General features: G+C 39.0%; 22 protein-coding genes. 13 read left to right on the top strand and 9 right to left on the bottom strand.

Annotated elements, in window-relative coordinates; all coding sequences use genetic code 11:
* Nucleotides 1-4: 4 nt before the first annotated feature.
* From EHO65_RS20015 to EHO65_RS03185, 4 genes are all read right to left on the bottom strand, one after another.
* The gene (locus EHO65_RS20015) at nt 5-1,195 is read right to left on the bottom strand and encodes a phosphoglycerate kinase (protein WP_135772739.1); all 1,191 of its coding nucleotides are present in this window, start codon (nt 1,193-1,195) and stop codon (nt 5-7) included.
* 3 nt (nt 1,196-1,198) lie between these two features.
* Nucleotides 1,199-2,206 (bottom strand): type I glyceraldehyde-3-phosphate dehydrogenase, encoded by a 1,008-nt coding sequence (gene gap / locus EHO65_RS03175; protein ID WP_100709523.1) that lies wholly within the window; start codon nt 2,204-2,206, stop codon nt 1,199-1,201.
* Nucleotides 2,207-2,343: 137 nt separating this feature from the next.
* Nucleotides 2,344-2,901: a signal peptidase I gene (lepB, locus tag EHO65_RS03180; protein ID WP_135772740.1), complete on the bottom strand. Its 558-nt coding sequence runs from the start codon at nt 2,899-2,901 to the stop codon at nt 2,344-2,346.
* 69 nt (nt 2,902-2,970) lie between these two features.
* Nucleotides 2,971-4,542, bottom strand: coding sequence for an LA_3751/LA_3752 family putative glycosyltransferase (locus EHO65_RS03185; RefSeq protein ID WP_135772741.1), 1,572 nt, complete (start codon nt 4,540-4,542; stop codon nt 2,971-2,973).
* Between the two features lie 113 nt (nt 4,543-4,655).
* Between EHO65_RS03185 and EHO65_RS03190 the strand changes: the two genes are divergently transcribed.
* The 5 genes from EHO65_RS03190 (at nt 4,656) to topA (ending at nt 10,542) form a co-directional block, all read left to right on the top strand.
* On the top strand, nt 4,656-5,213 hold the full coding sequence (locus tag EHO65_RS03190; protein WP_135772742.1) for a gamma carbonic anhydrase family protein: 558 nt from the start codon (nt 4,656-4,658) through the stop codon (nt 5,211-5,213).
* Nucleotides 5,214-5,264: 51 nt separating this feature from the next.
* Complete coding sequence (locus tag EHO65_RS03195; protein WP_135772743.1) at nt 5,265-6,335, top strand: hypothetical protein; 1,071 nt, start codon at nt 5,265-5,267, stop codon at nt 6,333-6,335.
* Between the two features lie 123 nt (nt 6,336-6,458).
* Nucleotides 6,459-7,388, top strand: a complete 930-nt coding sequence (cysK, locus tag EHO65_RS03200; protein WP_135772744.1) for a cysteine synthase A — start codon at nt 6,459-6,461, stop codon at nt 7,386-7,388.
* Between the two features lie 422 nt (nt 7,389-7,810).
* Nucleotides 7,811-8,659: an oxygenase MpaB family protein gene (locus EHO65_RS03205; protein ID WP_135772745.1), complete on the top strand. Its 849-nt coding sequence runs from the start codon at nt 7,811-7,813 to the stop codon at nt 8,657-8,659.
* A 38-nt stretch (nt 8,660-8,697) separates the two neighbouring features.
* A complete protein-coding gene (topA, locus tag EHO65_RS03210) occupies nt 8,698-10,542 on the top strand; it encodes a type I DNA topoisomerase (RefSeq protein WP_135772746.1) in 1,845 nt (614 codons plus the stop codon).
* An 88-nt stretch (nt 10,543-10,630) separates the two neighbouring features.
* On the opposite strand, the gene EHO65_RS03215 is transcribed toward topA, so the two are convergent.
* Complete coding sequence (locus tag EHO65_RS03215) at nt 10,631-11,431, bottom strand: ABC transporter ATP-binding protein (RefSeq protein WP_135772747.1); 801 nt, start codon at nt 11,429-11,431, stop codon at nt 10,631-10,633.
* Nucleotides 11,418-12,899: an HDOD domain-containing protein gene (locus EHO65_RS03220; protein WP_135772748.1), complete on the bottom strand. Its 1,482-nt coding sequence runs from the start codon at nt 12,897-12,899 to the stop codon at nt 11,418-11,420. The genes EHO65_RS03215 and EHO65_RS03220 overlap by 14 nt, the downstream gene beginning before the upstream one ends.
* Before the next feature lie 114 nt (nt 12,900-13,013).
* Between EHO65_RS03220 and EHO65_RS03225 the strand changes: the two genes are divergently transcribed.
* Nucleotides 13,014-13,301, top strand: a complete 288-nt coding sequence (locus EHO65_RS03225) for a hypothetical protein (protein WP_135772749.1) — start codon at nt 13,014-13,016, stop codon at nt 13,299-13,301.
* Nucleotides 13,302-13,453: 152 nt separating this feature from the next.
* Nucleotides 13,454-13,696 carry a hypothetical protein gene (locus EHO65_RS03230; protein ID WP_100709534.1) on the top strand — a complete coding sequence of 81 codons (243 nt, stop codon included), beginning with the start codon at nt 13,454-13,456 and terminating at the stop codon, nt 13,694-13,696.
* A 65-nt stretch (nt 13,697-13,761) separates the two neighbouring features.
* Here EHO65_RS03230 and EHO65_RS03235 read toward each other — a convergent pair whose 3' ends face one another.
* The 3 genes from EHO65_RS03235 to EHO65_RS03245 all read right to left on the bottom strand — a co-directional run bounded on the left by EHO65_RS03235 (nt 13,762) and on the right by EHO65_RS03245 (nt 15,695).
* Nucleotides 13,762-14,610, bottom strand: a complete 849-nt coding sequence (locus tag EHO65_RS03235) for a hypothetical protein (RefSeq protein WP_135772750.1) — start codon at nt 14,608-14,610, stop codon at nt 13,762-13,764.
* A gap of 188 nt (nt 14,611-14,798) precedes the next feature.
* A complete protein-coding gene (gene panD, locus EHO65_RS03240) occupies nt 14,799-15,155 on the bottom strand; it encodes an aspartate 1-decarboxylase (protein ID WP_135772751.1) in 357 nt (118 codons plus the stop codon).
* 6 nt (nt 15,156-15,161) lie between these two features.
* Nucleotides 15,162-15,695 (bottom strand): type II toxin-antitoxin system antitoxin SocA domain-containing protein, encoded by a 534-nt coding sequence (locus tag EHO65_RS03245; protein WP_100709536.1) that lies wholly within the window; start codon nt 15,693-15,695, stop codon nt 15,162-15,164.
* On the opposite strand from EHO65_RS03245, the gene lipB reads away from it, so the two are divergent.
* The 6 genes from lipB (at nt 15,673) to EHO65_RS03275 (ending at nt 24,652) form a co-directional block, all read left to right on the top strand.
* Nucleotides 15,673-16,362: a lipoyl(octanoyl) transferase LipB gene (lipB, locus tag EHO65_RS03250; RefSeq protein WP_135772752.1), complete on the top strand. Its 690-nt coding sequence runs from the start codon at nt 15,673-15,675 to the stop codon at nt 16,360-16,362. The two genes, EHO65_RS03245 and lipB, sit on opposite strands and share 23 nt — an antisense overlap.
* A 66-nt stretch (nt 16,363-16,428) precedes the next feature.
* Nucleotides 16,429-17,409 carry an LIC_12071 family protein gene (locus EHO65_RS03255; RefSeq protein WP_135772753.1) on the top strand — a complete coding sequence of 327 codons (981 nt, stop codon included), beginning with the start codon at nt 16,429-16,431 and terminating at the stop codon, nt 17,407-17,409.
* Between the two features lie 6 nt (nt 17,410-17,415).
* Entirely contained in the window at nt 17,416-18,120 is a 705-nt protein-coding gene (locus EHO65_RS03260; RefSeq protein WP_135772754.1) for an STAS domain-containing protein, read from the top strand.
* A 37-nt stretch (nt 18,121-18,157) separates the two neighbouring features.
* Complete coding sequence (gene murJ, locus EHO65_RS03265) at nt 18,158-19,747, top strand: murein biosynthesis integral membrane protein MurJ (RefSeq protein ID WP_135772755.1); 1,590 nt, start codon at nt 18,158-18,160, stop codon at nt 19,745-19,747.
* Between the two features lie 20 nt (nt 19,748-19,767).
* Nucleotides 19,768-19,989 (top strand): DUF167 domain-containing protein, encoded by a 222-nt coding sequence (locus EHO65_RS03270; RefSeq protein ID WP_135772756.1) that lies wholly within the window; start codon nt 19,768-19,770, stop codon nt 19,987-19,989.
* On the top strand, nt 19,982-24,652 hold the full coding sequence (locus tag EHO65_RS03275; RefSeq protein WP_244243420.1) for an LA_1737 family protein: 4,671 nt from the start codon (nt 19,982-19,984) through the stop codon (nt 24,650-24,652). The genes EHO65_RS03270 and EHO65_RS03275 overlap by 8 nt, the downstream gene beginning before the upstream one ends.
* Nucleotides 24,653-24,672: the final 20 nt, after the last annotated feature.

The following is a 24,672-nucleotide window of genomic DNA, read 5'->3' on the forward strand; positions in this document are numbered from 1 at the left end:
TAGATTATTGTTTTAGAAGAGCAACAACTCCGGGGAGTTTTTTACCTTCTAAAAATTCTAAGGAGGCTCCTCCTCCAGTAGAAACGTGAGTGATCTTATCTTCTACCTTAGCCTTATTGATCGCAGCGATGGAATCTCCTCCACCTACAACCGTTCTGGCCTTGGACTTAGAAACCGCTTTAGCGATCGCCATTGTTCCTGGTGCGAATTTATCGAATTCGAAAACTCCCATAGGACCGTTCCAAACGATTGTTGCTGCATTCTTAATTACTTTTTCGTAATTTGCGATCGTTTTAGGGCCGATATCCATTCCCATCCAGCCGTCCAAAATTCCCATTTTGTCTACTGTTTTGGTTTTGGCATCTGCAGAGAATTTATCGCCGATCACGTGATCCACAGGTAATTGGAAATCCACACCTGCAACTCCTGCTCTTTCGATCAGTTGGAAAGCTTCCACTTCGAAATCTTTTTCTATGAGAGAATTTCCGACTGGGATTGCTCTGGATTTTAGGAAGGTATAAGCCATTCCTCCGCCGATCAAAATATGATCCACTTTTTCGATCAGGTTTTTGATCACACTGATCTTAGAAGAAACCTTGGAACCTCCGATGATTGCAACGAAAGGTTTTGCAGGGCGGGAAAGAAGGGAAGAAAGTTCGGTGATCTCTTTATACATCAACAAACCTGCAAAAGAAGGTAGAAGATGTGCAATTCCTTCCGTAGAAGCATGAGCTCTATGAGCTGCACCGAATGCGTCGTTTACATAAACATCAGCGAGAGCAGCCAGGCTTTTGGAAAAAGCAGCATTATTCTCTTCTTCTTCTTTATGAAAACGTAAATTTTCCAGAACCAGGATCTCTCCGTCTTTTAGTTCTTTGGAAAGTTTTACGGCATTCTCTCCGATTACGTCTTTGGAGAATATTACGGAAGTTTTAACTAAACCTTTAAAAACTTCGTAAACAGGTTCCATAGAATATTGAGGATCCGGTTTACCTTTAGGGCGGCCAAGGTGACTTGCGATCACCACCCTGGCACCTTTTTTTACCAATAATTCAATGGTAGGAAGGGTCTTTTCAATTCTAGTCTTGTCGGAAACTTTACCGTTATCCAGAGGGACATTAAAATCGACCCTCAGGAAAACTCGTTTCCCCTTGACATCCTCGTTTTCGAGTCTGGGTAATTGGGGCAATTGCATCTATTAACCTTTTTTAGCCATATAACGGATCAGGTCTAGAACTCTGTTAGAGTAACCCATCTCATTATCATACCAGGAAACCAATTTAAAGAATCTGGAATTCAATTCGATACAAGCATCCGCGTCAAAGATAGAAGAAAGTGTAGAACTTAGGAAGTCATTAGAAACAACCATCTCGTCGGTATACCCTAGGATCCCTTTCATTGCACCTTCAGAAGCTTCTTTCATTTTTGCAGAAATTTCTTTTAGGCTGGTCTCTTTAGTAGTTCTAACAGTTAAGTCCACAACGGAAACGTCCGGAGTTGGAACTCTGAAAGACATACCAGTCAGTTTTCCGTTTACTTCAGGAATACAAAGACCAACCGCTTTTGCAGCACCAGTAGAAGCTGGGATGATGTTTTGCATTGCTCCTCTTCCACCTCTCCAGTCTTTTTTAGAAGGACCGTCAACAGTAGGTTGAGTTGCAGTAGTTGCGTGGATTGTGGTCATCAGACCTTCTTCAATTCCGAAATTGTCCAGAACCACTTTAGTGATTGGTGCAAGACAGTTAGTAGTACAAGAAGCGTTGGAAACTACATGATCCTTGCTTGGATCGTATTTTTCGTTATTCACTCCCATTACAAAAGTAGGGATGTCCTTGTCTTTTGCAGGAGCGGAGATCACCACTTTTTTAGCTCCGGCTTTGATATGTTTTTCAGCACCGACTCTGTCAGTGAATAGACCGGTAGATTCGATCACATAGTCCACTTTCAGATCTTTCCAAGGGAGTTTTTCAGGATCTCTTTCGGATACACAAAGAACTTTTTTGCCGTCTACGATAAGTGCGTCTTCAGTATGCTCTACGGTGCCGTTAAAACGTCCATGAGTAGAATCGTATTTTAAAAGATATCCTAGGTTGTCCGGAGTTACTAGGTCGTTAATTGCTACAAATTCAATATTTGGGTCTTTGATCCCTGAACGGAATACCAAGCGACCGATTCGGCCAAAACCGTTGATAGCGATTCTTGTCATTTTCTTCCCTTTATTTCCTTAATGTTATTTGATAAAACAGGAGCCGTAAGCTCTTCAAATACATGTTTTTAGAACAAAACCATCCTGAAAATCCGTTTTTTCGTGAATTTTGTAACGGATTCTAAGGCGGAACAGGATTAAAGGGCTTTGCCTATGATCTTTTCGAAAGGTATAGGACCGAAATCTCTGGAATCTACACAGTCGTCTCGGTTATCGCAAAGGAGAAAGTAATTTCGATCTTCTATAGTTAGGTTGGATAGATTGTCCCGGGTAGAATATGTTCCGGAAAAGGCAGGTCTTGCATCCTTGAATTGTAAGGAGAAGTCGGATTTGCCTTGGGTCTCGGAGATTCCGTTCCTATAAAGAATCTTGTCCTTTATAGATATTTGGTCCCCCGATTTTCCCATAATACGTACAAGCGTTACTTTTCCTTTTTGCGTAGGATGTTCGACTAGGACCACATCACCTAAAAATAAAGAAGAATCACGTACAAATCTTGAGATATAAATTCTTTTTCCTTTAGGGAATGCAGGGGACATTTCTTCCGTTTCCGGAACGAATGGAAATACAAACCAGATACGAGCTACAGACGCGAATAAAAATCCGACTATAATAGAGATGGAAAGAATCTGAACGAATTTCTTTCGATCGAATTTTTTTTCCTTCTCTCCGAACTCTTTTTTTAATGAGAACATTATAGGCTAAGGTAAGAATGTAGTTCCAAAAGGTCAAAATAGATTTTGGCCTTACTATATTTTATATACTTATCTAAGTTTTAAATTTCCAATACTGAATTTCAAACTTGCTTTAGCCAATTCTTCCCGGTTATCCAGATTGGAACGGACTGCAGATTCAAAGGATTCTTTTTCCCAGATCATTTTGCCGATTCCATATGCAAATTTGGAATTTTCTTTAATCGTACTTTTTACTTTTTCTCCGAAAATTTCATCATTTGCTTGGATCAATGTTATCTTTTTACCGGGATAAAATTTGGAAAGATCGGATAAAAATTGGGGTAAGTCTTCCGCTAAATAAACCCTGAAAATTATTTTATTAAAATAATCTGAGCCGGCTATATACGCCAAAGAATCATCTGAAAAAATCCAGATTTCAGAATTTGTAGAATGCAAAGCTAAATTATTCGCTTCCTGTTGTTTGCGCCCCTCTTTTAAGTATTTTAAACCGATTAAACCGCATGTGAAAGAAAAAAGTATACATATCAAAAATAGAATGCGGATAAATTTGAATTTTCTTCTCTTCTTTAGAAAATAATAATATTTAGAGAATAAGATTGCAAAAGGAAATACGGCCGGTCCGAAAAATCTAGGTCCCCAGTTATTAAACCCATCGTTCGGGATAATGAGTAAAACTAAAAATATATAACTTAATGTGGATCCTAAAAGAATCCTATTTTTGGGAGATAATTTTTTCCAACCTGCAATTAAGATGGGAAAAAGTAGGAGAGACGCGGGCATATATCCGAAATATCCCAATTTGAAGGTTCCGAAAAATAATAAGGTCTTTGCCCATTCTAATCTGGTCATATAGGAAACATTTAGACCGGATTCATTGATTAAGAATCTGGGTCCTAGAAAATGTCCGTAGTCTATAAAATTAAATAAAAAGAAAATCCCTACTGATATCGCCGCACCTAAGCTGAAAAATAAGAATTCAGAAATGGATTTTTTGAATGATCCTTTTTTGTTTCCGGCAAAAAGGATCCAGAATGCAAGAGATGCGCAGTAAACTAAACCTTCATGTCTGAACCAAACGGAGATCCCGCAAAAGATCCCGGAGAAGATAAATTTTACCAACGAATTTTTTCCTCTTAAGGCGAACGTAAGAGAGCATAATGTGGAAAACATAAAAAAACTATGCTCGGAATATTCTATACTTAAGATCCAAGCGAATGTTCCTAATCCCGCAATTGCCAAGGAAAGCTTGGAGAATTTCCATTTTTCATAAAGAAGCAGTAGAGAAAGTAGTAATCCGATCGCACTTAAATAAGGAAGAGCCGAAAATCCAAAAACCCAGAGCCACAAAGAAGAAATTGCGGCAAAAAAAACTGGGAAAGCGCTTAAATGTCTTTGATCTAGTTTCAAAAAAACATTATTCTGAACTGGAAAGTATTTGTAGTCCGGATCAAATTTCTTTCCCGGATAAAATAATTCTTCAGATTGGAACTTATTCTGAAGTAAAGAATAGGATTGAACTAATTTATTATGTGAGTCCCAATTAAATGAATATTTTGGCTTTAGATAATTTACGCTAGAAAAAACGACTCCGATCAGTAAAATAGCAAAGAGCCAGATTCCATTCTTTCTTAAAAGATTCATATATTGCGAGAATGTTTCTATGGAAATTCTTATTGTAAAGAAAAGTTTGAAAATTTTACACTTGTTCTCTTTCGGAAAAGCCTTAAAATTGAACAGCGATTGAGGGAAAGTATATGCAAGAAGTACATCTGGCCGGGAATATATTAGAATATATGGGAAAACGTCCTATCTTCAAAGATGGAGTGTTCTTAGCTCCAGGCTCTTTGGTAGTAGGGGATGTAGTGATCGGAAAAGATTCCTCTATCTGGTTCCAAACATTGATCCGTGGAGATGTAAATTATATTCGGATTGGAGACAATGTGAATATACAGGATATGACAGTGGTCCATGTTTCCAGAAATACTCATCCAGTGGAAATTGGAGATAATGTTTCCGTGGGTCATAGAGCCGTTCTTCACGGATGCAAACTTAAAAATAATTCATTCGTAGGAATGGGCGCTATCATCATGGATGGAGTGGAGCTAGGAGAATATTCCTTCGTAGCTGCGGGCGCAATGATAACCCCTGGTAAGATCATTCCACCGGGAGTGATGGTGATGGGATCTCCCGCAAAGATCGTGAGAGATATTACGGAAGATGAAAGGAATCTGATAGAAAGGACCGCTGCAAATTACGTCACCTATAAGAACAATTATCTTCAGGATTTTTCCTATAGGATCAGCATAGTTTAATTTTCCAAAATTTTCCTATACGTTTAGGGAATCTGCAGAATACTTTACTATGTGGGCGAAACAAAAATTCCGGGAGTGTATCTAAGAGGGACAGGGGTCATAGGCTGGCCTCTGGCTTCTTTGTTATTATTATTAAAGAATAAATTTGGCGGATTCCAAGTATTTGTAGAACCGTACAAATTGCAAAAATCAGAAATACCCCAGATACTTTCCCTACTCGAAAAAGGCGGGATCATTGTAGATGATGGTTCTAATGGGGTCCGGAATTTTTTTCCTGAATGGATCTCTAAAGAGGATGCATTATCCCAATCTCAGGTAGTATGCGATTCTTCTCCTCCTGGAGTTGCAGACAAAAGAAAATCTGAATATTCGGAACCAATCTACGATCAGATCAAAATTTTTATCGCTCAGGGAAGTGAACATTCTTTCGGACCTCAATTTTTGTATCCTGAAAGTGCTCCACTCTTGGAAAAAAATCCCCCTAAGTTCATACATGTTTCTACATGTAATACTCATACGTTAGCCGGAATTCTTAGACCCTTCTATTCGGAAAAACCTCAAGAGCTTTCAAATATATTAGAAGAGGCTGATTTTTTTGTGATCCGACGAGATGCGGATATGGCAAAAAACGATCCTCACGTTACAGGACCTTTACTTGTTCTTCCTGAATCGGAAACTGGTACTCACCATGGAAGATTATTGAACGAAGTATATGCAGATCTTGGTTTTAAGATCAAATTGGGGTCTTCTTCCGTAACGATCAATTCGCCTTATATGCATTTGATCCGTTTTCATCTTCGCCTAAAGAGAGAAATTACTAAAGAATGGTTGGTTTCTAAGATCGATAATGACCCATTCTTAAGCATCACAGAGCTTGTTTCTACCAACTCTATCTTCTCCTCCGGAAGAGACAGAGGATTGTATGGCAGAATTTTCTCTCATGCCGTATTTCCACTGTCCGCATTGGAAGTGAATGGAAAAGAAGTGCGAGGATATGCTGCTACTCCAGGAGATTCGAATGTGCATATTTCAAGTATATATGCGGTTTATAAAGGATTAGGGCTTTCCTTCGGACCGGAAACGGAAGCCTTTCTAGCTGGAATTGTCTTGAAAGAAGTTTAGATCTTCTTAGAAATATCCAGACAGTTTTGATCTTTTTTCATTGATCGCATTTGATATATTGAAAAAGATGTTTAATATATTGACAAGTTCACAAAAATCCAGCTGCAGAGGTAGGAATTCCTAATGAAAGCAAATAATATCTTAGAGACGATCGGTAATACTCCACACGTAAAAATCAACCGACTCTTTGGATCCAAATACAACGTATATTCTAAATTAGAGCGTAGCAATCCAGGCGGTTCTATCAAGGATCGTATCGCGCTTTCTATGATCGAGGACGCTGAAAAAAGCGGAAAACTCACTAAGGATACAGTAATCATCGAGCCAACTTCCGGAAACACCGGTATCGGTTTAGCTCTTGTTGCGGCAGTAAAAGGATACCGTTTGATCCTGGTTATGCCTGAGTCAATGAGTGTGGAAAGAAGAAGAATTATGGCTGCTTACGGCGCAGAATTCGACCTAACTCCTCGCGAAAAAGGAATGCCTGGAGCAATCGAAAGAGCAAAACAACTTGTTTCTGAAAATCCTAAAGCTTGGATGCCTCAACAGTTCGAGAATGAAGCAAACATTAAAGTGCATATTGAAACTACTGCAGCAGAGATCCTGAAAGACTTCCCTAACGGAGTGGATGCTCTGATCACTGGAGTAGGAACAGGTGGACATATCACTGGAGTTGCTAAAGTTTTAAAGGAGAAGTTCCCTAAAACTAAAGTATTCGCAGTTGAGCCGGAAGCTTCTCCTGTAATTTCCGGAGGAAAACCTGGACCACACCCAATCCAAGGAATTGGAGCCGGATTCATTCCTAAAAACTTACACACTGATCTACTAGACGGAGTGATCCAAGTTTCTAAAGACGAGGCTTTCCAATATGCGCTTCGTGCAGCAAAAGAAGAAGGAATTTTCTTAGGAGTATCTTCCGGTGCAGCTCTTGCAGCTGTTGCTAAAAAACTTCCTGAACTTCCAGAAGGAGCTACAGTTCTTACCTTCAACTACGACACCGGAGAAAGATATCTTTCTATTGAAGGACTTTTCCCAGTTCCTTCTAACGGCTAAGATTTAATCTAAGTCTAAGTTTTAAGAATCCCGGCCTAAACCACCGGGATTTTTTTATTTTCACGCAGAGACGCAAAGCCACAGAGACTTGATGATTGTTTTTGCCTAAATTATATTTCGAAATTTGTAAAAGTTTCTAATAGTTTAAGTATAAGAATCTTCTTACCTTCGCGGCTTTGCGTGAAAATGATAAGTTTTAAGGTCTCGCTAAGACGCTAAGAGAAGAAGAGCATTTGAGTTTTATCAATATGAAGGATTGTGAAATTAAAAAACTCGTAAAACCCTCCACAGGTCTGCGTCTCTATCTCTATTGTTTGGGATAAAAGTATCTAAATAAAATACTTGCTTTTCGAATTTAATCGAACATCTGTGCGAAAAAGTGATAAAATAAAAAGTTCGGTATCAAAGGAAAAAATAAACAGATGTTCAACCGTTTGAAAATATTAAAAGAAATTAATGAATTAGATGCGGAGAAGGATGCACAGAAGATCGTATTTCTTTCTGGAAGTTATGATTTTCCTCAGGATGTGGAGATCTCACTTGCAATTTCATTTTTCAGGACATTCGCAATTCCTTCTATTTCTAAAATATTAAATACAACCAAACGATTTGAATCTGCAGGACAGAAAAGATACGACGATACCGCTTTGATCCTCGCAGAATTTATAGAAAATGGACTGGATAGCGAAAGAGGAAGAGAGGCCATGAGAAGGTTGAACCAGATCCATAAAGAATACGATATCAAGAATGAGGACTTTCTTTATACACTCACAACTTTTATATTCGAGCCGGATCGTTGGAACCAAAAGTTCGGTTGGAGAAAAAGTACTGAAAAAGAAAGGTTAGCCAATTTCTATCTTTGGAAACGGATCGGAAAAATGATGAATATCAAAAATATTCCGGAAACCTACGAGGAAATGTTGGAGTTCAATCAGAAATTCGAAAAAGAAAAATTCCATCGTACTACTGACTCGGAACAAGTTGCACTTGCAACTATGAAGATCGCTTCTGCTAGAATTCCTAAAATCCCCGGTTTGGAATATTTAGTATATAACGCAGTATATTCTCTTATGGATAAACCTCTTAGAGAGGCTATGGGATTTCCTAAAGCAAATCCGATCGTTGCAGCCTTGACTTATTCTCTTTTTAAATTCAGAGCATTCTTCTTACGATATTTTTGGCCTCCTAGAAAAACACCTTATTACGTGACCAAAAGAAATAACCCTACGTATCCGAACGGATATTTGATTGAAGAGTTAGGACCACATTAGAAAAATACGGAAGGGCCGGATTTCCGGTCCGTTCCGAAATGTCCGTTCTAGTACTTGTAGAATCTCCTACCAAAGTTAAAACCATCTCTTCCTATTTGGGCAAAGAGTATAAGGTGCTCGCCACCTTCGGACATATTTTGGATCTTCCTCCGGATCGTATTGGGATCAAAATAGAAAAAGATTTCGAACCTGAGTATGTTCCTCTCAAAGGTAAGAAAAAAATCCTATCTTCTATCTTAAAGGAAGCAAAGTCTCATTCATCCATACTGATCGCAACCGATCCGGATAGAGAAGGCGAGTTTATAGGATATATCTTGGCCCAAAAATTAGGGAAGAAGGTAAAGATCTCCCGAATTCGTTTCCAAGAAATCCAGAAAGACAAAATTTTACAGGCAATTTCAGAACCTGATGAGATCGATCTGGACCTGGTAGATTCCCAAAAAGCAAGAAGGATCTTAGATAGACTGATCGGATATAAGGTGAGTCCATTTTTATGGAGAGCAGTAAGCGGAGAAGGTCTGTCCGCAGGAAGGGTACAATCAGTCGCTTTAAAATGGATCTGCGATAGAGAAGAAGAAATCCGTAGTTTTATTCCGGTCACCACCTGGCTTGTTTCTGCAACTGTGTTTTACGGATCGGAAGAAAATGAAAGGATCGTCTTTTGCCCTAAAAGAGACGCGTTCGCCACCCAAAAAGAAGCATCTGGGTTCCTGGATTCTATATTAAAAAAAACGAAAGTATTACAAATCACTGAAATAAAAGAGAAGGTAGGAGAAACATTACCTCCACCTCCTTTTACTACTGCTACTTTACAACAGGAAGCATTTAGGGTCTTAAAATTTTCCGCATCCAAAACAATGAAACTCGCTCAGGAATTGTACGAGGGAACAGATCTAGGAAAAGGAAAATCCCAAGGACTCATCACTTATATGAGAACTGATTCTGTTCGGATAAGTGAAGATGCAAGAGATTCTATTCGCAGAAAGATAGCCTCTAAATTCGGAAAAGAATTCGTTTCAGATAAAGCCCAAACGTATAGACTTAAAAAAACGAAAGGGAAGTCACAGGATGCACATGAAGCAATTCGTCCTGTGGATGTATTTTTAGAACCTGACTTTGTATTAGAAGTCGCAGATCGTAATTTAAGTAAGGACTCCAAAAAATTATACGAATTGATCTGGAAGCGTGCCATTGCTTCTCAGATGAAACCTGAAATTTGGAAAAGATTGGAGTTTGTGGCAAACGGAGGAGGAGAAATTTGGGAAGGAGAAAAACTTTTCACTCTAGATCCAGGTTATAAAAAGATCTATAATATAGGCGCTGACATTCTTCCTAATTGGAAAAAAGGAGAAACTCTGGCTCCCGATCCGTGGGAGATCCAAGAAAAAACTACAGAACCTCCTTCCAGATACACGGAAGCAAGTCTTGTCTCCAAACTCGAAAAAGAGGGGATCGGCAGGCCTTCTACATTTGCTTCTATCCTCGAAACATTATACAAAAGAAAATACGTATACTCCGAAAAAGGGAAGTTATATTCGGAGACTCTCGGAGAAAGAGTGAATGCATTCTTGCAGGCTGCATTTGCTGATCTATTCAGGGAAAAATTTACTTCTGAAATGGAACAAAAATTAGATTCCATTGCTTCCGGAGAAGAAAGCAGATCTAAGGTTCTTTCCGAATTTTACTCAGTCTTAGATTCTCAATTAAAGAAAACGAATATAATCGCAATAAATAAACAGTTAAAAGAAAAACCAAAAACTCCCAAATACGGAATTTGTCCCGTTTGTAAAGAAGGGGAGAGAGTTCGAAAAAAATCTTCCAAAAAGAAGGAATATTATATCTGTTCTCGTTTTCCTCAATGCGACTACGCGGAATATCTTTAAGTTTCACACAGAGGCCACGGAGTTCACAGAGAATAAATACTTTCTCAAAACTCTCTGTGTTCTTTGTGTGCTCCGTGCGAAAGCTTGATTACTTTCTTTCAGTCACTGCGACCCAGGTGCCGTTGCGATTTTCTGCTTCTACCTTACGATCGTATAGATCCGAAAGCCTTGCAGAAGAGAACGCTTCTTTGATCTCACCGGAGAATAAAATTTTGCCGGACTTCAGAAGTGCCGCGTGTTCGTAAAATGGAGGGATCTCATCGATCCTATGAGTGATATAGATAGAAGTGAAATTCCGATTCCTCTTATATTCATCCAAGAAGTCTATGAATTCCTCTCTAGCAGTCAGATCCAATCCGGAGCAAGGCTCATCTAAGATCACAAATTCGGGAGAAGTGCACATCGCTCGAAGAAAGAGTACCTTCTTCTTTTCTCCCGAAGATAGAGTTCGGAATAATTGGTTTCTTTTAGCCCCGAAACCGTTTTCTTCTAAAATTCGTTCTGCTTCCTTTTCTTCCCAGGCGTTTGATTCTCTATAAAAACCTATGGTATGAAAAAAACCTGTAAGAAGAACATCATAAACAGTAAGACTTTTTTGAAGAGCGCTTTCTTGTTGGGAAGAATCCAGGATCCCAATTTTATTTCTCAAGATCTGTAGAGGAGTTTCTCCGAATGTTTCTCCAAAAAGATTGATCCTACCTGCAGTAGGCCAAACTGAACCATAAATCAAATTTACAAGTGTAGTTTTTCCGGCACCGTTGCGGCCTAACAGCACCCAATGTTCCCCGGAATTGATCTGGAAATCGATCCCATCCAGAATAGGAGTCCCGGATCTATAAAACTTAATTCCGTGTAAATTGAGTAGATTATTGGATTCAGTTTTCTTCATTCGCGATCTCGTAGGCCTTAGCTAATTTTTCGCAGGTCTCTTCGAACTTTGCCTTATCATCTAACTGGAACTTTTTTAGTATATTCGAGTCAGCAGCATAATAGCTGGTCTTCTTATCCAGATAATCGCACATCATATTTGCCACGTATACGGAATCAACTAAATCCGTATAAATCGTGTTAGTCGCCATGAAGGCTCTATGATGAAATTCGATCATATGAACAAGGTCCGGAGGGAAATCCCATTTTCTGGCGAGCATCGCTCCCAAAGTCGGATGAGAAATACCTGTGGAAATTTCTTCTAAGATGGTGGAATTGGAAAGATCCCTATGCTTCTGATAAGATGCCAAACGTTTGAACAATGTAGGATCCAATGAAAGCAAAATGAATTTTCCTAAATCATGAAGTAAGGCTCCTACTGCAGCGATATCGGAAAGTTTTCCGAGTCCCGCTCTTTGAGAAACCTGCCTCGCGAAAAAACTCGCAAGGTTGGAATGATTCCATACTTCCTGAAGTTTGGAATATCTTCCTTCCATGATCTTTCGTACGCCTGATACATACAAAAGATTTCGGACGTTCTTCAGTCCCACAACCTTAACAGCTTGGACGATCGTATTTACTTTATTCCTACTCGCGAAACCGGCTGAGTTTGAAAGTTTTAGAAGGTCCGCACTGATCGCCGGGTTTCTTTCTATCTCGTTAGCAATTACACCTAAATCTGAGTCAGGATTATTACAAAGGTTTATGATCCTTGTAAGAGTATGAGGAAGTGGGGGAAGTCCATCTACTTCTGCCAAAATCTTGTCTTTGAGTTTAGTAGCTACATCCAATGGAACGATTTGTTTAGGGATCACTAAGGTCGCTCTTGTGATCTTTCCATCCGTTTCTATCTTAAATTTATCAGAACCTATGCCTGAGTTTTTTAATAATAATTGTATAAGTACAAGTCCAAGACCTGCGCTCTCTTGGCTATCCGCCATCGAAAGAAACGCATCCGACAGATCGTTAAACTTGTTTGCAGATTCTAATCTTGCCTTGATCCTTTCCGATTCTTGGGGAAGAAGTGCTGCATCATTCTCAATCAAAAAGATCAGATTCTGGTTCATGATCTTAGCTCGAAGACGGACGGATAAATTGGAACCTTTGAGTACCTTTTCCTGTTCATCCCATTTATGGATGATATCTTCCAGAAAACGTTTCATCCCTTTATTATAATGAGATGCCTCGTTGATATTCAGCCCTTCTGTAAGAAAGAAAAGTCTCTTGGCGTTCGCCTTATTCGCGTTCATCAAAAGTTCTTTCAGAATGGTAGAAACCACTTCCGTAAGAAATAACCTGTCCAAGTTTCCTAAAACCTGAAGCAGCAGAAGGTAGATCTGCTGGTGGTCCTCGTCCGAAATAAATCTATATTCCAGCTCGATATCTTTTCCAGATACTAGAGTTTCCGTGAGTTCTGTCGGATTTAGCATTCCCTCAAATTTGGGCCTAAACTCCCTTGTCGCAAGAAAAAAAATGCGCTCCATTCTTCGGATTGGGCACCCGTTTGTCCGGGGAAAACCTAAAATATTATATGGGGGCCGGAAATGGAGAAGGAGCCAAAAAAATCAGAACAAGGATCCGAAAAAATCGGAGAGGATTTACAGGAAGAACTCAGATTTTTTCTGGAAAATCGATTGGATGGGCTTTTGGACGAAGCGGAGAAGTTCAGGCAAACCAAACAATCCTATAGAAAAACCCGATCCAAGTTTTTGAGGCATGAGTCCAATCCTGAAAAAAACCAGGGATTTTTGCCTTTTCTCTATTCCGTTTCCAGACAAAGGGAGGGGAACAGGGAAGAGCCGGAGTCTAAAGTATCAGGGGATCAGCTTTAGAATGAGAGCCACCCCAGATTATTTTCTCATTAGCTAAGAGCCTATTCAGGCTCTTGAAGCCCGCGACCTGATACAAATTTGATGACATAAGTTTTGAGGCGGACTATAAATAAAGATGGACATTTGGGCGGAAAGAATCATGGTAGAGGCGAATGGATAGCAACTTCTTCTTCGAAGAGGCTCCTGAGGACTCGGAGAGTCGAGATATCTTAGATATCATGGACTCCTACCGCTACATGAACTCCTCTTACTTTTTCGATTTTATATCGGATGGTAGATGGGATCATGGAAAAGGTTGGGTGGAGAAAAACATCGACCGAGGACAATGGACCACAAGATTCGTTCCGGGCAGTATAGATCGTTACCGTCGACCCGGGTCCGGTCAAAGTCCCTGAGCATAAAAAAAGGACCCTTTTGGGGTCCTTTTTTATTATACAGGCTAAAACCTCGACCTTAAGTCTTAGTTCACCAATTTTAATCCGTTGATGTCTATAATCTTACGATAGACTAGTTTGTTCTTCTCTTTTTGAGGATTGAAGATCAGAACTACAACCTTATTAAAAGTAAAATATCCAGGGCGATACTCAGTGTAATGGTGAGAGAAGATCGTGGATTTATACTTAGCGTTGTATACGGTATAAGTATGTTTGCTTAAAGTATCGTGTTTTTGTTTCTGAAGATCTTCTGCAGTTTGAGGCACGAAGTTACTGATCAGGACTTTGTCTTTTGCAGGACCTTCTTCTCCATAAAGAACGATAGGAAGTGCATCCTTCGGATTATTAGTAAGATAATGAACTAAAGTGTCCAGATTCGGGTTCGGGAATTTTACTTTTTCTCCTCTCGCGATCTTTTCGTCGTAGCTCTTCTTTACTTCTCCGTATTTCTTCTCACCCCAAACATTTTTACTGTCTAGTTTTACTGGAACCAGGTTCTGGAAGTTTACTACCTTAGTTTGTTCTTCCACATCGTACTGTCTCCATTTAGGGAATGGGACCAACTCTCTGCGGTCATCTACTCTAGAAAGAGGAGTTTCGTTTACTGCTAAAATATAAATGGAGAAGTTCGCTGCGTCGAAGTCTCTATTCTCGAGTTCAACCATTACGTCCATGAACTCGCCTTTTCCGTTATCCGCGTGTCTACGGAAGAAGGACACTTCTTTGACTAAGAGTCTATCGTCGTAATACGCGAGTGGATAGTATTCCACTCCTTCGGAACCTTTACTTTCCTTCTCTGCATTGTTTTGGCCGGAAACGCCATTTCCAAAAAGGACGAATAATAGGATAAAAGAAAATTTTGCGACGGATTTCATGCGATTAATTGTCCCAGTACGGTTCTTCATATTGAATATCGACTTCTAAGCCCCGAAACTTAGCCGTTCCTTCTCCTTTTTCCTCAAAAAAATGAGAAGAATTCCACTTCGGGGGGAAAACGGATCGATTCTATCTGAGCTAGGAAATTTAGTCCAGCGGATTAAAGTTTAGGAAAAGCCTAAAGGAATTAGGCTTTTTTGATATGGTTCTTGTCGTCTACGAGAACGACTTGGGGTTTATAACCTTTTGGCAGGTCTTTTTCTTCTAGGGAGCCGTAGGAGATGATAATAACTTTGTCTCCTTTCATTCCGAGACGGGCAGCAGCGCCGTTCAAGCAGATCTCTCCAGAACCTCTTTTGCCTTCAATCAGATATGTCTCGAATCTGGATCCATTGTTTACGTTCACAACAGAAACTTTTTCGTAAGGAAACATTCCAGCGGCATCTACCAAATCCATGTCTACCGTCAGGCTTCCCTCATAATTGAGGTCCGCGTCGGTTACGGTGGCTCTATGGATTTTACCTTTACAAATAGTGATGAGCATTCGTGTTTACTCGCTAAAAAGTACCTTAAATATTTTGCCCGAGATATTCAAAAGCGTTTTTCTCTTAAAGAAATGGATTTTAGTGTTAATAGTTTCTTTGCTAAACTTAATTTCCGAGAAAAGGGGAGTGATCACGTAATTCTCATATAAATTCGGGTACACTCTATTTTCGTCGTAAACACTTCCTTTGAAATTTTCCAGGACTTTGCGAAGGATTCTTTTTTCCTGACGATTCAGGTCTATTTCATCCTCATGCTCTGTACCAACCCAGGTTAATAAATAACCCGAGATCCCGGTCTCGGTCAATTTTGGGGTCACATCTATTAGACGATTTTCTTTCAGGTGTAGAAGTGCCTGATTTAATTCCATCGGATACGGAGAATCTTCCAGATGGATATATTTTTGCTCCGTAATTACTTTGGCGTATTTTTGGAAGAATACTCCATCAGAAAGATAAACTAGTTTTGCAAGTTCCTGACGGTTTCTTCCTCGCGGAGATCTTTGGAGTATAAAGGAGATGACTTCGAGCAGCTTTTCCATAAATAATACGAGTGTGCAGGCTTTTTCCCTGAAAAATCCCCTTCCATACGAAGATTACGTCCGCTTCCAGGAGAAGTCCCGGGAGAATCGAAGGGAATCGATCCTATTCTTGGAACACCCTCTTACGATAACCGGGGGGATCAATTATAATATCGACAATCTTCTCCGAAATGAGGACTTCCTTTCCGAACACGGGATCTCTCTCCAATACATAAAAAGAGGAGGGGATTATACCGCTCATGAGCCCGGACAAATCGTTACCTATATACATTTGGACTTAAAAAAAAGAGAAATTTCGATCTCGGAATTTTTGGACGGGGTCCTGGAATCTGCAATTTATTCCACAAAGAAAGTTTGGGATTTGGACCTAGTGAAAAATCCTCATGCTCCCGGGCTCTATCTTTCTAATTCCCCAACTCGCAAAATTCTTTCCATGGGAGTTTTGTTCAAGTCCTGGTTCACGAGTTATGGGATCGCTCTCAACGTTTCCAATGATTTTTCCGCGTTTCAGTGTATCCATCCTTGCGGGCAGGACTGGAAATCTATGATTTCGGTCTCTCAATTGGGTCTGCCAAGCGGAGAAGATAAGAAGAAGGAATGGATCCAGACTTTTCAGTCCAAATTTCTGGAAAATTTAAAGCCGATTCGGGACAAGATCAGCACCTAAAATAGATTTTTATTCTTTAGAAAAAAGCCGAAATCGGCCGATTTTTAAAAGAAGAGAGGTTCTCAGGTGCAAATTTTCAAACATATATTATTTTTCATTTTAGCACTTTTGGTTTGCGAAGGGATCGCTGCCGGAGCCTCTGCATGGTCCTTTCTGGAATCTTCTCTTGCATCTTTCGAGCAGATCAAAAATCTTTCGGACCAAAGAGCCAGAGATACAATTGGTGCTATCTCTAAGTCTAGTGAAGGAAAATTAAGTAAAGACAGATTAGAAGATCTGAATTTTGCATTCACTAGACTTGTGAAAGTGACTTCGGGTGACAAAGAAGGATTTATCATTTCAGAGATCAGCCTGACTGATGATTCAGGAGTAGTTCTTGCATCATCTAACGAAGATTATGTGTCCGGCCCAAGGGCAAAAAGAAAACCAGAGCCTAAGTTTTTATCTACTAATTATACTGCTGCACATCATTTGAGAAAATGGCAGATAGGAACTCCAATCCTTTTGGGAGATAAGAATACTTTCCAGAATGATAAATTGATGCAGATCGTTTCTCCTTATTTCCCAGAAATTTCCGAACCAAGCGTTCTTCTTTCTATGGCAGTGTATCATCCTGAAAAATTGGAAAGAGTGGCTTCTCTCCATATGAAATATGAAAGAGGGAATTTTGCACATTTTGTGAAGATCCAGACTGAACTTTTCTGGTGGACCTTACAGAATAACGCGATCATCGCTCTTATCTGTGCTCTTATATTAGGATTTGCTCATTTACTCATTAAGAGCGTTCGTACTTCTTTTACTCAGGATGGAAGGTATATCGCCGAACATCTATCTGCACCTCCTTTATGGGAGAAGGTTGATTTTGCGCAAACTCAAGGGCCTATCCGTTGGAGAGAGAATACTCCTTCTCCTTCTTACCAAAGCCAAAACGCGGCACCTGTTTCTCAGAGCCATGTTCCGGCGACTCCGGTAGTATCGGCTCCTTCTACAGCGCAAGCGGTCAATCGAGAGAAAGCGGAAATTATAGACGCTATTTATCTAGGATAAACTTTTTTGGAAATTCATACTACAAAGCTGGGACATATATTGAAGGTAACTCCGAAAGGGGTTCTTGATTCGTATTCTGCATTTGACCTGGTGCGCTTTATCAAAACTCGCTGGGAAGAAGGGGAGAGGCTTGTACTAGTCAATTCTCGTTTGGTGGAATATATAGAAGAAGATGGTATCTCCGCATTAGTAGAATTGAAAAACTTCTTCGAAAAATTCGGCGGTAATATTGCGTTTAGCGATTGGAATGAAGAAGGTTTACTTGTTTTAGGATTATTCGGTTTGAATAAGAGTCCGAACTTCTTCGCACATGAAAAGGAAGCGGAAGTATGGCTTTCTTCTTTGAAGATCGAAGATAGAAGGACTTTATCGGAGAAGTCTGAAAGTGTTTCTTCTCTCAGACAAACTAAACCTATTCAGTTTTATTCTAGTCCTTCTTCTTCTTTAACTAAGTCGGACGTATATGTTCCTGAGATCAGTACTGTTCCTATCCCTGGACAAGAACCGGCTGAGAAAACTAAGATCGGAAAGGATCTGGATCATTCCTTAGAGCAGGCAAGAAATATCCAAGAAAGAGTCTTATACTGTGAGTCTTGTAGAGCAAGACTTAGGATCAAAACTCTAGGTCGCCATCAATGTCCTAATTGCGGAATTCAGTTTGACGTGAGTCGCACCGGTGGAGTTCGATACTTAGAGAAACTATTAGGTTAGTTTCAGTCCGTCGGAAACACCGACCACGTAGGATCTCTTGTCCCAAGCAGCCAGAAGAAGTTTCGCTCTTTCTTTTTACACCCTCGTTTCCAGAATTTTAGGAGTGTTCCGAGACCATTTTATGGCCGTGTCTTTCGGGACAGGCACAGTGGCTTCCGCATTTTCAGTAGCTTATAGATTACCGAATATGTTCCGCAACTTATTGGCAGAGGGAACTCTTTCCCAATCCTTCATGCCATTGTATTCTGATGCGGAGAAGGATGGAGTAGTCGCAGCTCGAAAAATGAGCGGTGCTGTATTAAGTTTTCTTTTTATAATTCTTTTAAGTTTTGTAGTAATCGTATTTACATTTTCACCTTTCGCTTTGCCTTTCCTTGTAGGAGGAACTCCAGAGTATTCCGGGCTTGTGGTAGAGCTTACCTATATTCTGTTTTTCTTAATCGTCACTGCGAGTTTGTCTTCGATCTATATGGCGATCTCCAATGTCAAAAATAGATTTTTTGTTCCTTCTCTTTCTCCTATTATTCTAAACCTAAGTTATCTTACAGTATTTCTGGGAATTTTCCCTTTTGTAGATTGGGAACTTTTGACAAAGGTAAGAGTTCTTTGTTTTGGGATTGTTGGAGGCGGGATCATACAATTAGGCGTTCAGGCCTGGTATGTTTCTAAAAATGGAGAAGGTCCGATATTTTCCTGGAATTATAAACATCCGGCTATTTCAAAAATATTTAAACTAATGTTACCGGCTGCAGTAGGCGGCGGTTTTTACCAACTCGGACTTTTAGTGGATATATTTTTAGCAAACTATGTGCAGAATATGAATCCAGGTTTGGGTGCGGTTGTTAGTTTGGATTACGCGCAAAGGTTGGTACAACTTCCTACCGGAATTATCGGAGTGGCACTTGCTACCACAACTTTGCCTGCGTTACTTTCTTCTTTGAAGCAGGATAAACATTCTGAAGTTCCTAAGGAAATGTTGGGCGTTTTGGGATTTGCAGGATTTTTGACAGCACCTGCCGCTCTCGGGATTGGAATCTTGGCTGGACCGATCTTGGATTCCATCTATTATGGAGGAAGATGGGATCATCTTGCTACGGAAACTACGATCTTACCTTTGGTATTTTATTCTTTAGCAGTCCCATTCTACAGCATGAATAAGGTCCTGATCTCAACCTATTATGCATTCCAGGATACCAAAACTCCTTTGAGGGTCCAAGCATTCACTTTTATCCTGAATCTGACCTTAAATTTTTCTTTGATACTTTTCTTAAAACATTCAGCAATCGCATTGTCTTCCGCGATATCAACTGTAGTTACCTGGACCTTACTTTCTAGTTATTTAAAAAAACATAAGGTAGCTTTTCCATGGGAAGGATTTCTTTCTAAAATTGCAAAATTGATCCTGCCACTTTTGGCCATGGCCGCATTTTTATTTTTTTATAGAGAAATGATCCATCCTTGGGCCTTAGGTTTTCTTTCCGAAAAAGGCCTAAGTTATGCGAATTCTTCCAGGGTCTCTCTTTGCACTGCAGTCCTCCCAGGTATGGCAATTTTTTTCCTGATCAGTCTGCTTTTGGGCATTGAAGAGATAAGGTTAATAGCTGGAAAAATATTTCGTAAGAAGTAATTTTGCCCGATTGATCCGCGGTGAAAATTCAGGTCAGGGTAAAGCCGAATTCTAAAAAACCATCCGTAACTAAAGGGGAAGATGGTGTTTGGATTGTTGCAGTAAAAGAGCCTGCCACTGAAGGAAAGGCGAATGATGCAGTTGTTCGAGCGGTTGCGGAAGAATTAGGACTGGCTCCTTCTAAGGTAAAAATTCTCAGAGGAGAAAAGAGTAAGTTAAAACTTCTAGAAGTTTATGATTAGAAATTTTCTGAAATTTTTTTATGCCAAAATCGGGAGTGTTATTTTATTTTTTCCAGTCCTTCTGGTTTGTTTCTCTTTTGAAATCCAGGCTTCGGATTATTTTGATACTCTTACTTCAGAAAAAAAACCTATATTAGGAAGTGATAAAGAAGATAAATATACTTTCAGACTTCCGCCATTCGCGAGTATTGAGAATTGGGGGCCTCATTATTCTTTGAATCTACTGATTCTTTATACCTATACAGATTATCCTAAGTTTAAGCAGACAAGTTTTTTCCCACTAATCGATCATGTATCCGCCAAAGAGAATGAATCATTTAAATCTTACTTCTTTCCATTCTATTATGCTAAAAGGATCCAAGGTCCGCAAAGAGACTCAGGCTTAAATTTTTCATTATTCCATTATAATTCTTACGAAAGTTCCGGAGATAAATTTTCTGACAGTTGGTTATCATTTCCTTCTATTGTACCACTATTTGGTAGAACTCGGAAAATCTACAACGGGAAGGAAGAAACCTTTCATTTTGCTATTCCATTCTTGTTTTTTAGGAATAGGGGTACGGGAGATGACTGGAATCATTTTTTGATCTTTCATTGGGGAGAAGATAAAGAATCTTCTTACGGTTCCATTTTACCTTTATTGTATTGGGGGAAGGGAGCAAATAGATCACATTTTTCCTTTTTTCCGTTATTTTATTTTGATTCTGAAAAAGCTAACACTAAGGAAGAGGAATCTCATCTGACCTTTCTTCCTTTTTTCTCTTACAACTCTAAGAAAGCAGGAAAGGAAGGAAATTTCCTAACTCCATTGTTCGGCCGGTTTTGGTGGGATGATCAGGATCGAGGGCCGGAAGGAACTCTAACAAAAACCGACTATTATCTTTTTCTTTTCATAAATAGACATTATAAGGGGGGTACTTTAAGAAGTTATAAAGCTATGTTCCCGATATTATTCTCCCGGGAATGGAGCGACTCCAATAACGAAACGCAAACGAACGTTTTATTAATCGGAGGTTGGGGCTCCGACTCAAAAGGAGATTATAGTTATTCCTATCTTTTTCCTTTTATGTTTCATACGAAGGAAGGATCATTCGGATTGTTCCCTGCCTATTTCAATATTGGGCAACTTAAATTTGGATTGTTACCAATTCCTTTCTATTATTCCAAAGGAAGCTCGACAGACTTTTATATTCTAAATACATATTATACTTCTAATGCCTGGCGAAGTAAGTTCGTATTCTTTCCGTTGTTCTATCGATCTAAAAATGAATCCGGAAGTAGGACAATCTTTCCTTTCTTCTACCGAAATACGGATGGGAATTCATCTCAAAATTATTTCATCAATACCTATCTTTCTTGGGATAAAAAGGGAGAATTTAATCAAGGGATTTTCTTTCCTCTTTGGTTTTATAAATCGCAAGAGTATTTTCATTTTCTTCCATTCTTTGCAAAAGGAAATCAACCTGGTAATGAATACACTTGGTTGATTCCTCTGTTTACATACTGGGACAAGGACCGTACTTGGATTGGTCCATATTATTCCAGAAAAAATGAATCCGGTGATAAATTCGAAAAATTGGTTATATTTCCTTTCTTTCAATGGAATAATACATCCGAATATAAAGAACTGACCACACCTATTTCTTATCAGAAAGAATATAAGACTAAGTTTGAAAATTATTCATTAGTTGGTTTATACGAAAAATATGATACGGACCAGGAATCCAGACGAAGGGTGTATCCGTTTTATTTTTCGAATAATACTAATGAATACTCTTATTGGAATGTCCTAGGACTTGTAGGTCGAGGTTTTGATAAAGCAGGAGATTCAAGGTATACTTATGCATTTCCGTTCTATTTTTATAAACGAGATAGTTTTCGGCTAGTTTTACCGTTCTATTTCCGTTTTGGAAAAGATTATGATATTTATACACATTTTGGCATATTTCATTATTGGAACAGATCTGAAGAGAAGGATAATACTTGGATCTGGCCTTTATTATGGTTTTCGAATGTAGACAAGGTTCGTAAGGAGGAATTCTCCACTTGGTTTCCGCTCTATTGGAATTGGAATAATTCACGTAGCAAAGGGGATATGTTTCTTCCCCTTTGGTTAAACTATTATGAGGCGGATAAAACTTTAGAGTTGAAATTGGCTTATTCTTCCTCGAAAACATTGGGAAGTTTTTCTGGAACGGCCGGGGTTGGAACCACAGAAAAAGATTATTATCTAGACGCAGATGTTTCTTTATTCTATAGTCTGTTTAGCATTTCCACACGAACTTCCATAAACAAAGAGGAATTACAATTTTGGAAGGAAAATCACCCTGCTGAATTATCCACATCCGACGCACCTGTTCAGAATATTTCCGCTAAGAATTCTGGGGAAGAAAAAGAAGGTTTAGGTCAATACAATAGATTAACCCGAGAGAAAGTCCGATCCTTTTGGGGTGTGAGTGCTTTATTTGGGATTTTCAGTTATGAAAAAGGGGATGATAAACGGCATTTCAGGCTTCTCCCTTTGAGTTGGTTTTCCTGGTCGGAAAAAACAGCGGATAAAGTGTATGCTGCTCCTTTGTTTTTTTCCAGTAAGATCGGAGACGAATCTTATTTCGTTCTATTTCCTATATACGGTAGGCAAGAGCAAAAGGAAAATTTCCAAGAGTCTTATTTGTTATTCGGTTTCTTAAGAGGAAAGCAGGGAGAACTTAGAGATTATTCTATTTTATGGCCAATCACTAGATTATATTTTTCTTCGGATGCTTGGGGCTTTAGGGTCTTTCCTTTGGTTGCTCATGATCAGTCCAAGGATTTTTCCAGAACCATTTCTCCATTCTATTATAGAAAAAGGATCGTAGAAGGAAATTTAACCAGTCGATCTTTTCATAGTTTATTGCTTCCCTTGTATCACTCTGGATCAGAGTCAAATCAGAATGGAGATATCTTTCAGGAAGATTCTTATAGTTTATTTTTACCTCTTTATTTAAGTATAGGCTCGAAACGTTATTCTTCTTCCGGAGAGGCTTCGGAATCTAATTTTTATACTTTATTATCTTATTATTCCAATAAGAAGGAACAAAATGGGGAAGAATCGACAACCATTCTGACTCCATTCTATTATTCTAATAGATCAAGAGATGCTGGAGTGACTCCGGAGCAAACTACTAAGACTGATTTTTTGCTGGTCCCAGGTTTTTATTGGAAAAGAAGTCCTACAGAGAGCAAATTCTTTTTGTTAGGTTATTATAGTGAATCTTCTCCAACTGTTTCGAGCGGGAGCTTTTTGGGATTAGTATCATCTTCTCAAGAAAAGAATGGCCAGGGACAGACATCGAATTCAGTCCGAATTTTTCCATTTTATTCGAATACTGAAACGAATAATCCGAATTTATATAAATTCAGAACAACTTGGGGATTACTTTATTATTCTGATAGATCGGAATATGAGAATGGTACGTGGAATTCCTATAATTTGAATCCTTTCGGGTCCTTCTCTTCTTCTGGAAATAAAACTGGCAATTACAGTAGTTCTCTCTATTTTTTACCGATCCCATTCTTATATACTGAATCAGATAATTCCAATCAGTATATGAAGGAGATAAAAAGAAAGGAGGTCAGCTTCTTAAAATTGGTAAATTATACAAGTTTGGAAGAGGTAAACAATTCACCGGACAATACTTCCGGGATCGGAAAAACTTTCGAAAAAGAATTTTCTGCCTTCATTTTATTCTCTAATAAATTCGAAACATGGGAGAAAAAGACGGGCGAAAAATCATACAGGACAAAATCGTATCTCTTCCCTTTATACTGGTATAATGCAGAAACATATTCAGAGGGCAAAGAGACACATATTAACTTTTTATTAATCTCTGATTTTAAATCCGGAAATTCAGGTTTAGAAAGATTAATTTTTGGTCCTGCATTCTATGCAAATAATTCCGAAAGATATTTGTATGGTCTTGTTCCTCTCGCTTTCTATCGAAAAAGTAATGAGTCCAAATTTTGGTTCGCACTCGGTCTTTATAGTTATATAGATAGAGATTGGGACCGTTTCGGATTTGCAGGAATATTTGATTATAATAACGAAGCTGTTTTAAAGAGAAAAAGCCTGAATTTATTTTTAGGTTTAATCCATACTGAATTACAAGAAGAAAGAACTAGATTCGCAATTTTAGGTGGTTTAGCCTTTGGGATCGAAAAACGTCCTGACTATTTTGATGCGAATTTGTTGTGGTTACGTTATAGATCTTCTCCAGGAGATACTCTAGCGAATTTCCTTCCGGTCTATTATTATCATTCGGATGCTACAGGAACTGCATCTTTAATCCCTCCGGTATTAGGATATTTCTCTTCCGAAAAAGACGGAAGATTCGATATGCTTGGTTTAGGATTATTGTATTATAGGAACCAAAAGATCTCCAAAGAAGAAGATCTGATGCTTGTTGGGCCCGGATTATTCTATTATAGAAAATACCCGAACTCTAATGGCTTGAATGCGATGGGAATTTTGGCTCTCCCTGGGCTTGGAGGTTTGCTCTGGGATTGGGAATATGAAGAGAAAACAAAGTATAGTCGTTATACGATCCTTTCCTTACTTTATGCAAACGTAACAAATAAAGAAGGTAAGACTAAGAATAAAATTTTCGGGATTCCGCTCTGGTGATAAATAAAAAAAGCCGAGGA

It is taken from the genome of Leptospira andrefontaineae, assembly GCF_004770105.1.
Classification (GTDB): Bacteria; Spirochaetota; Leptospiria; order Leptospirales; family Leptospiraceae; genus Leptospira_B; species Leptospira_B andrefontaineae.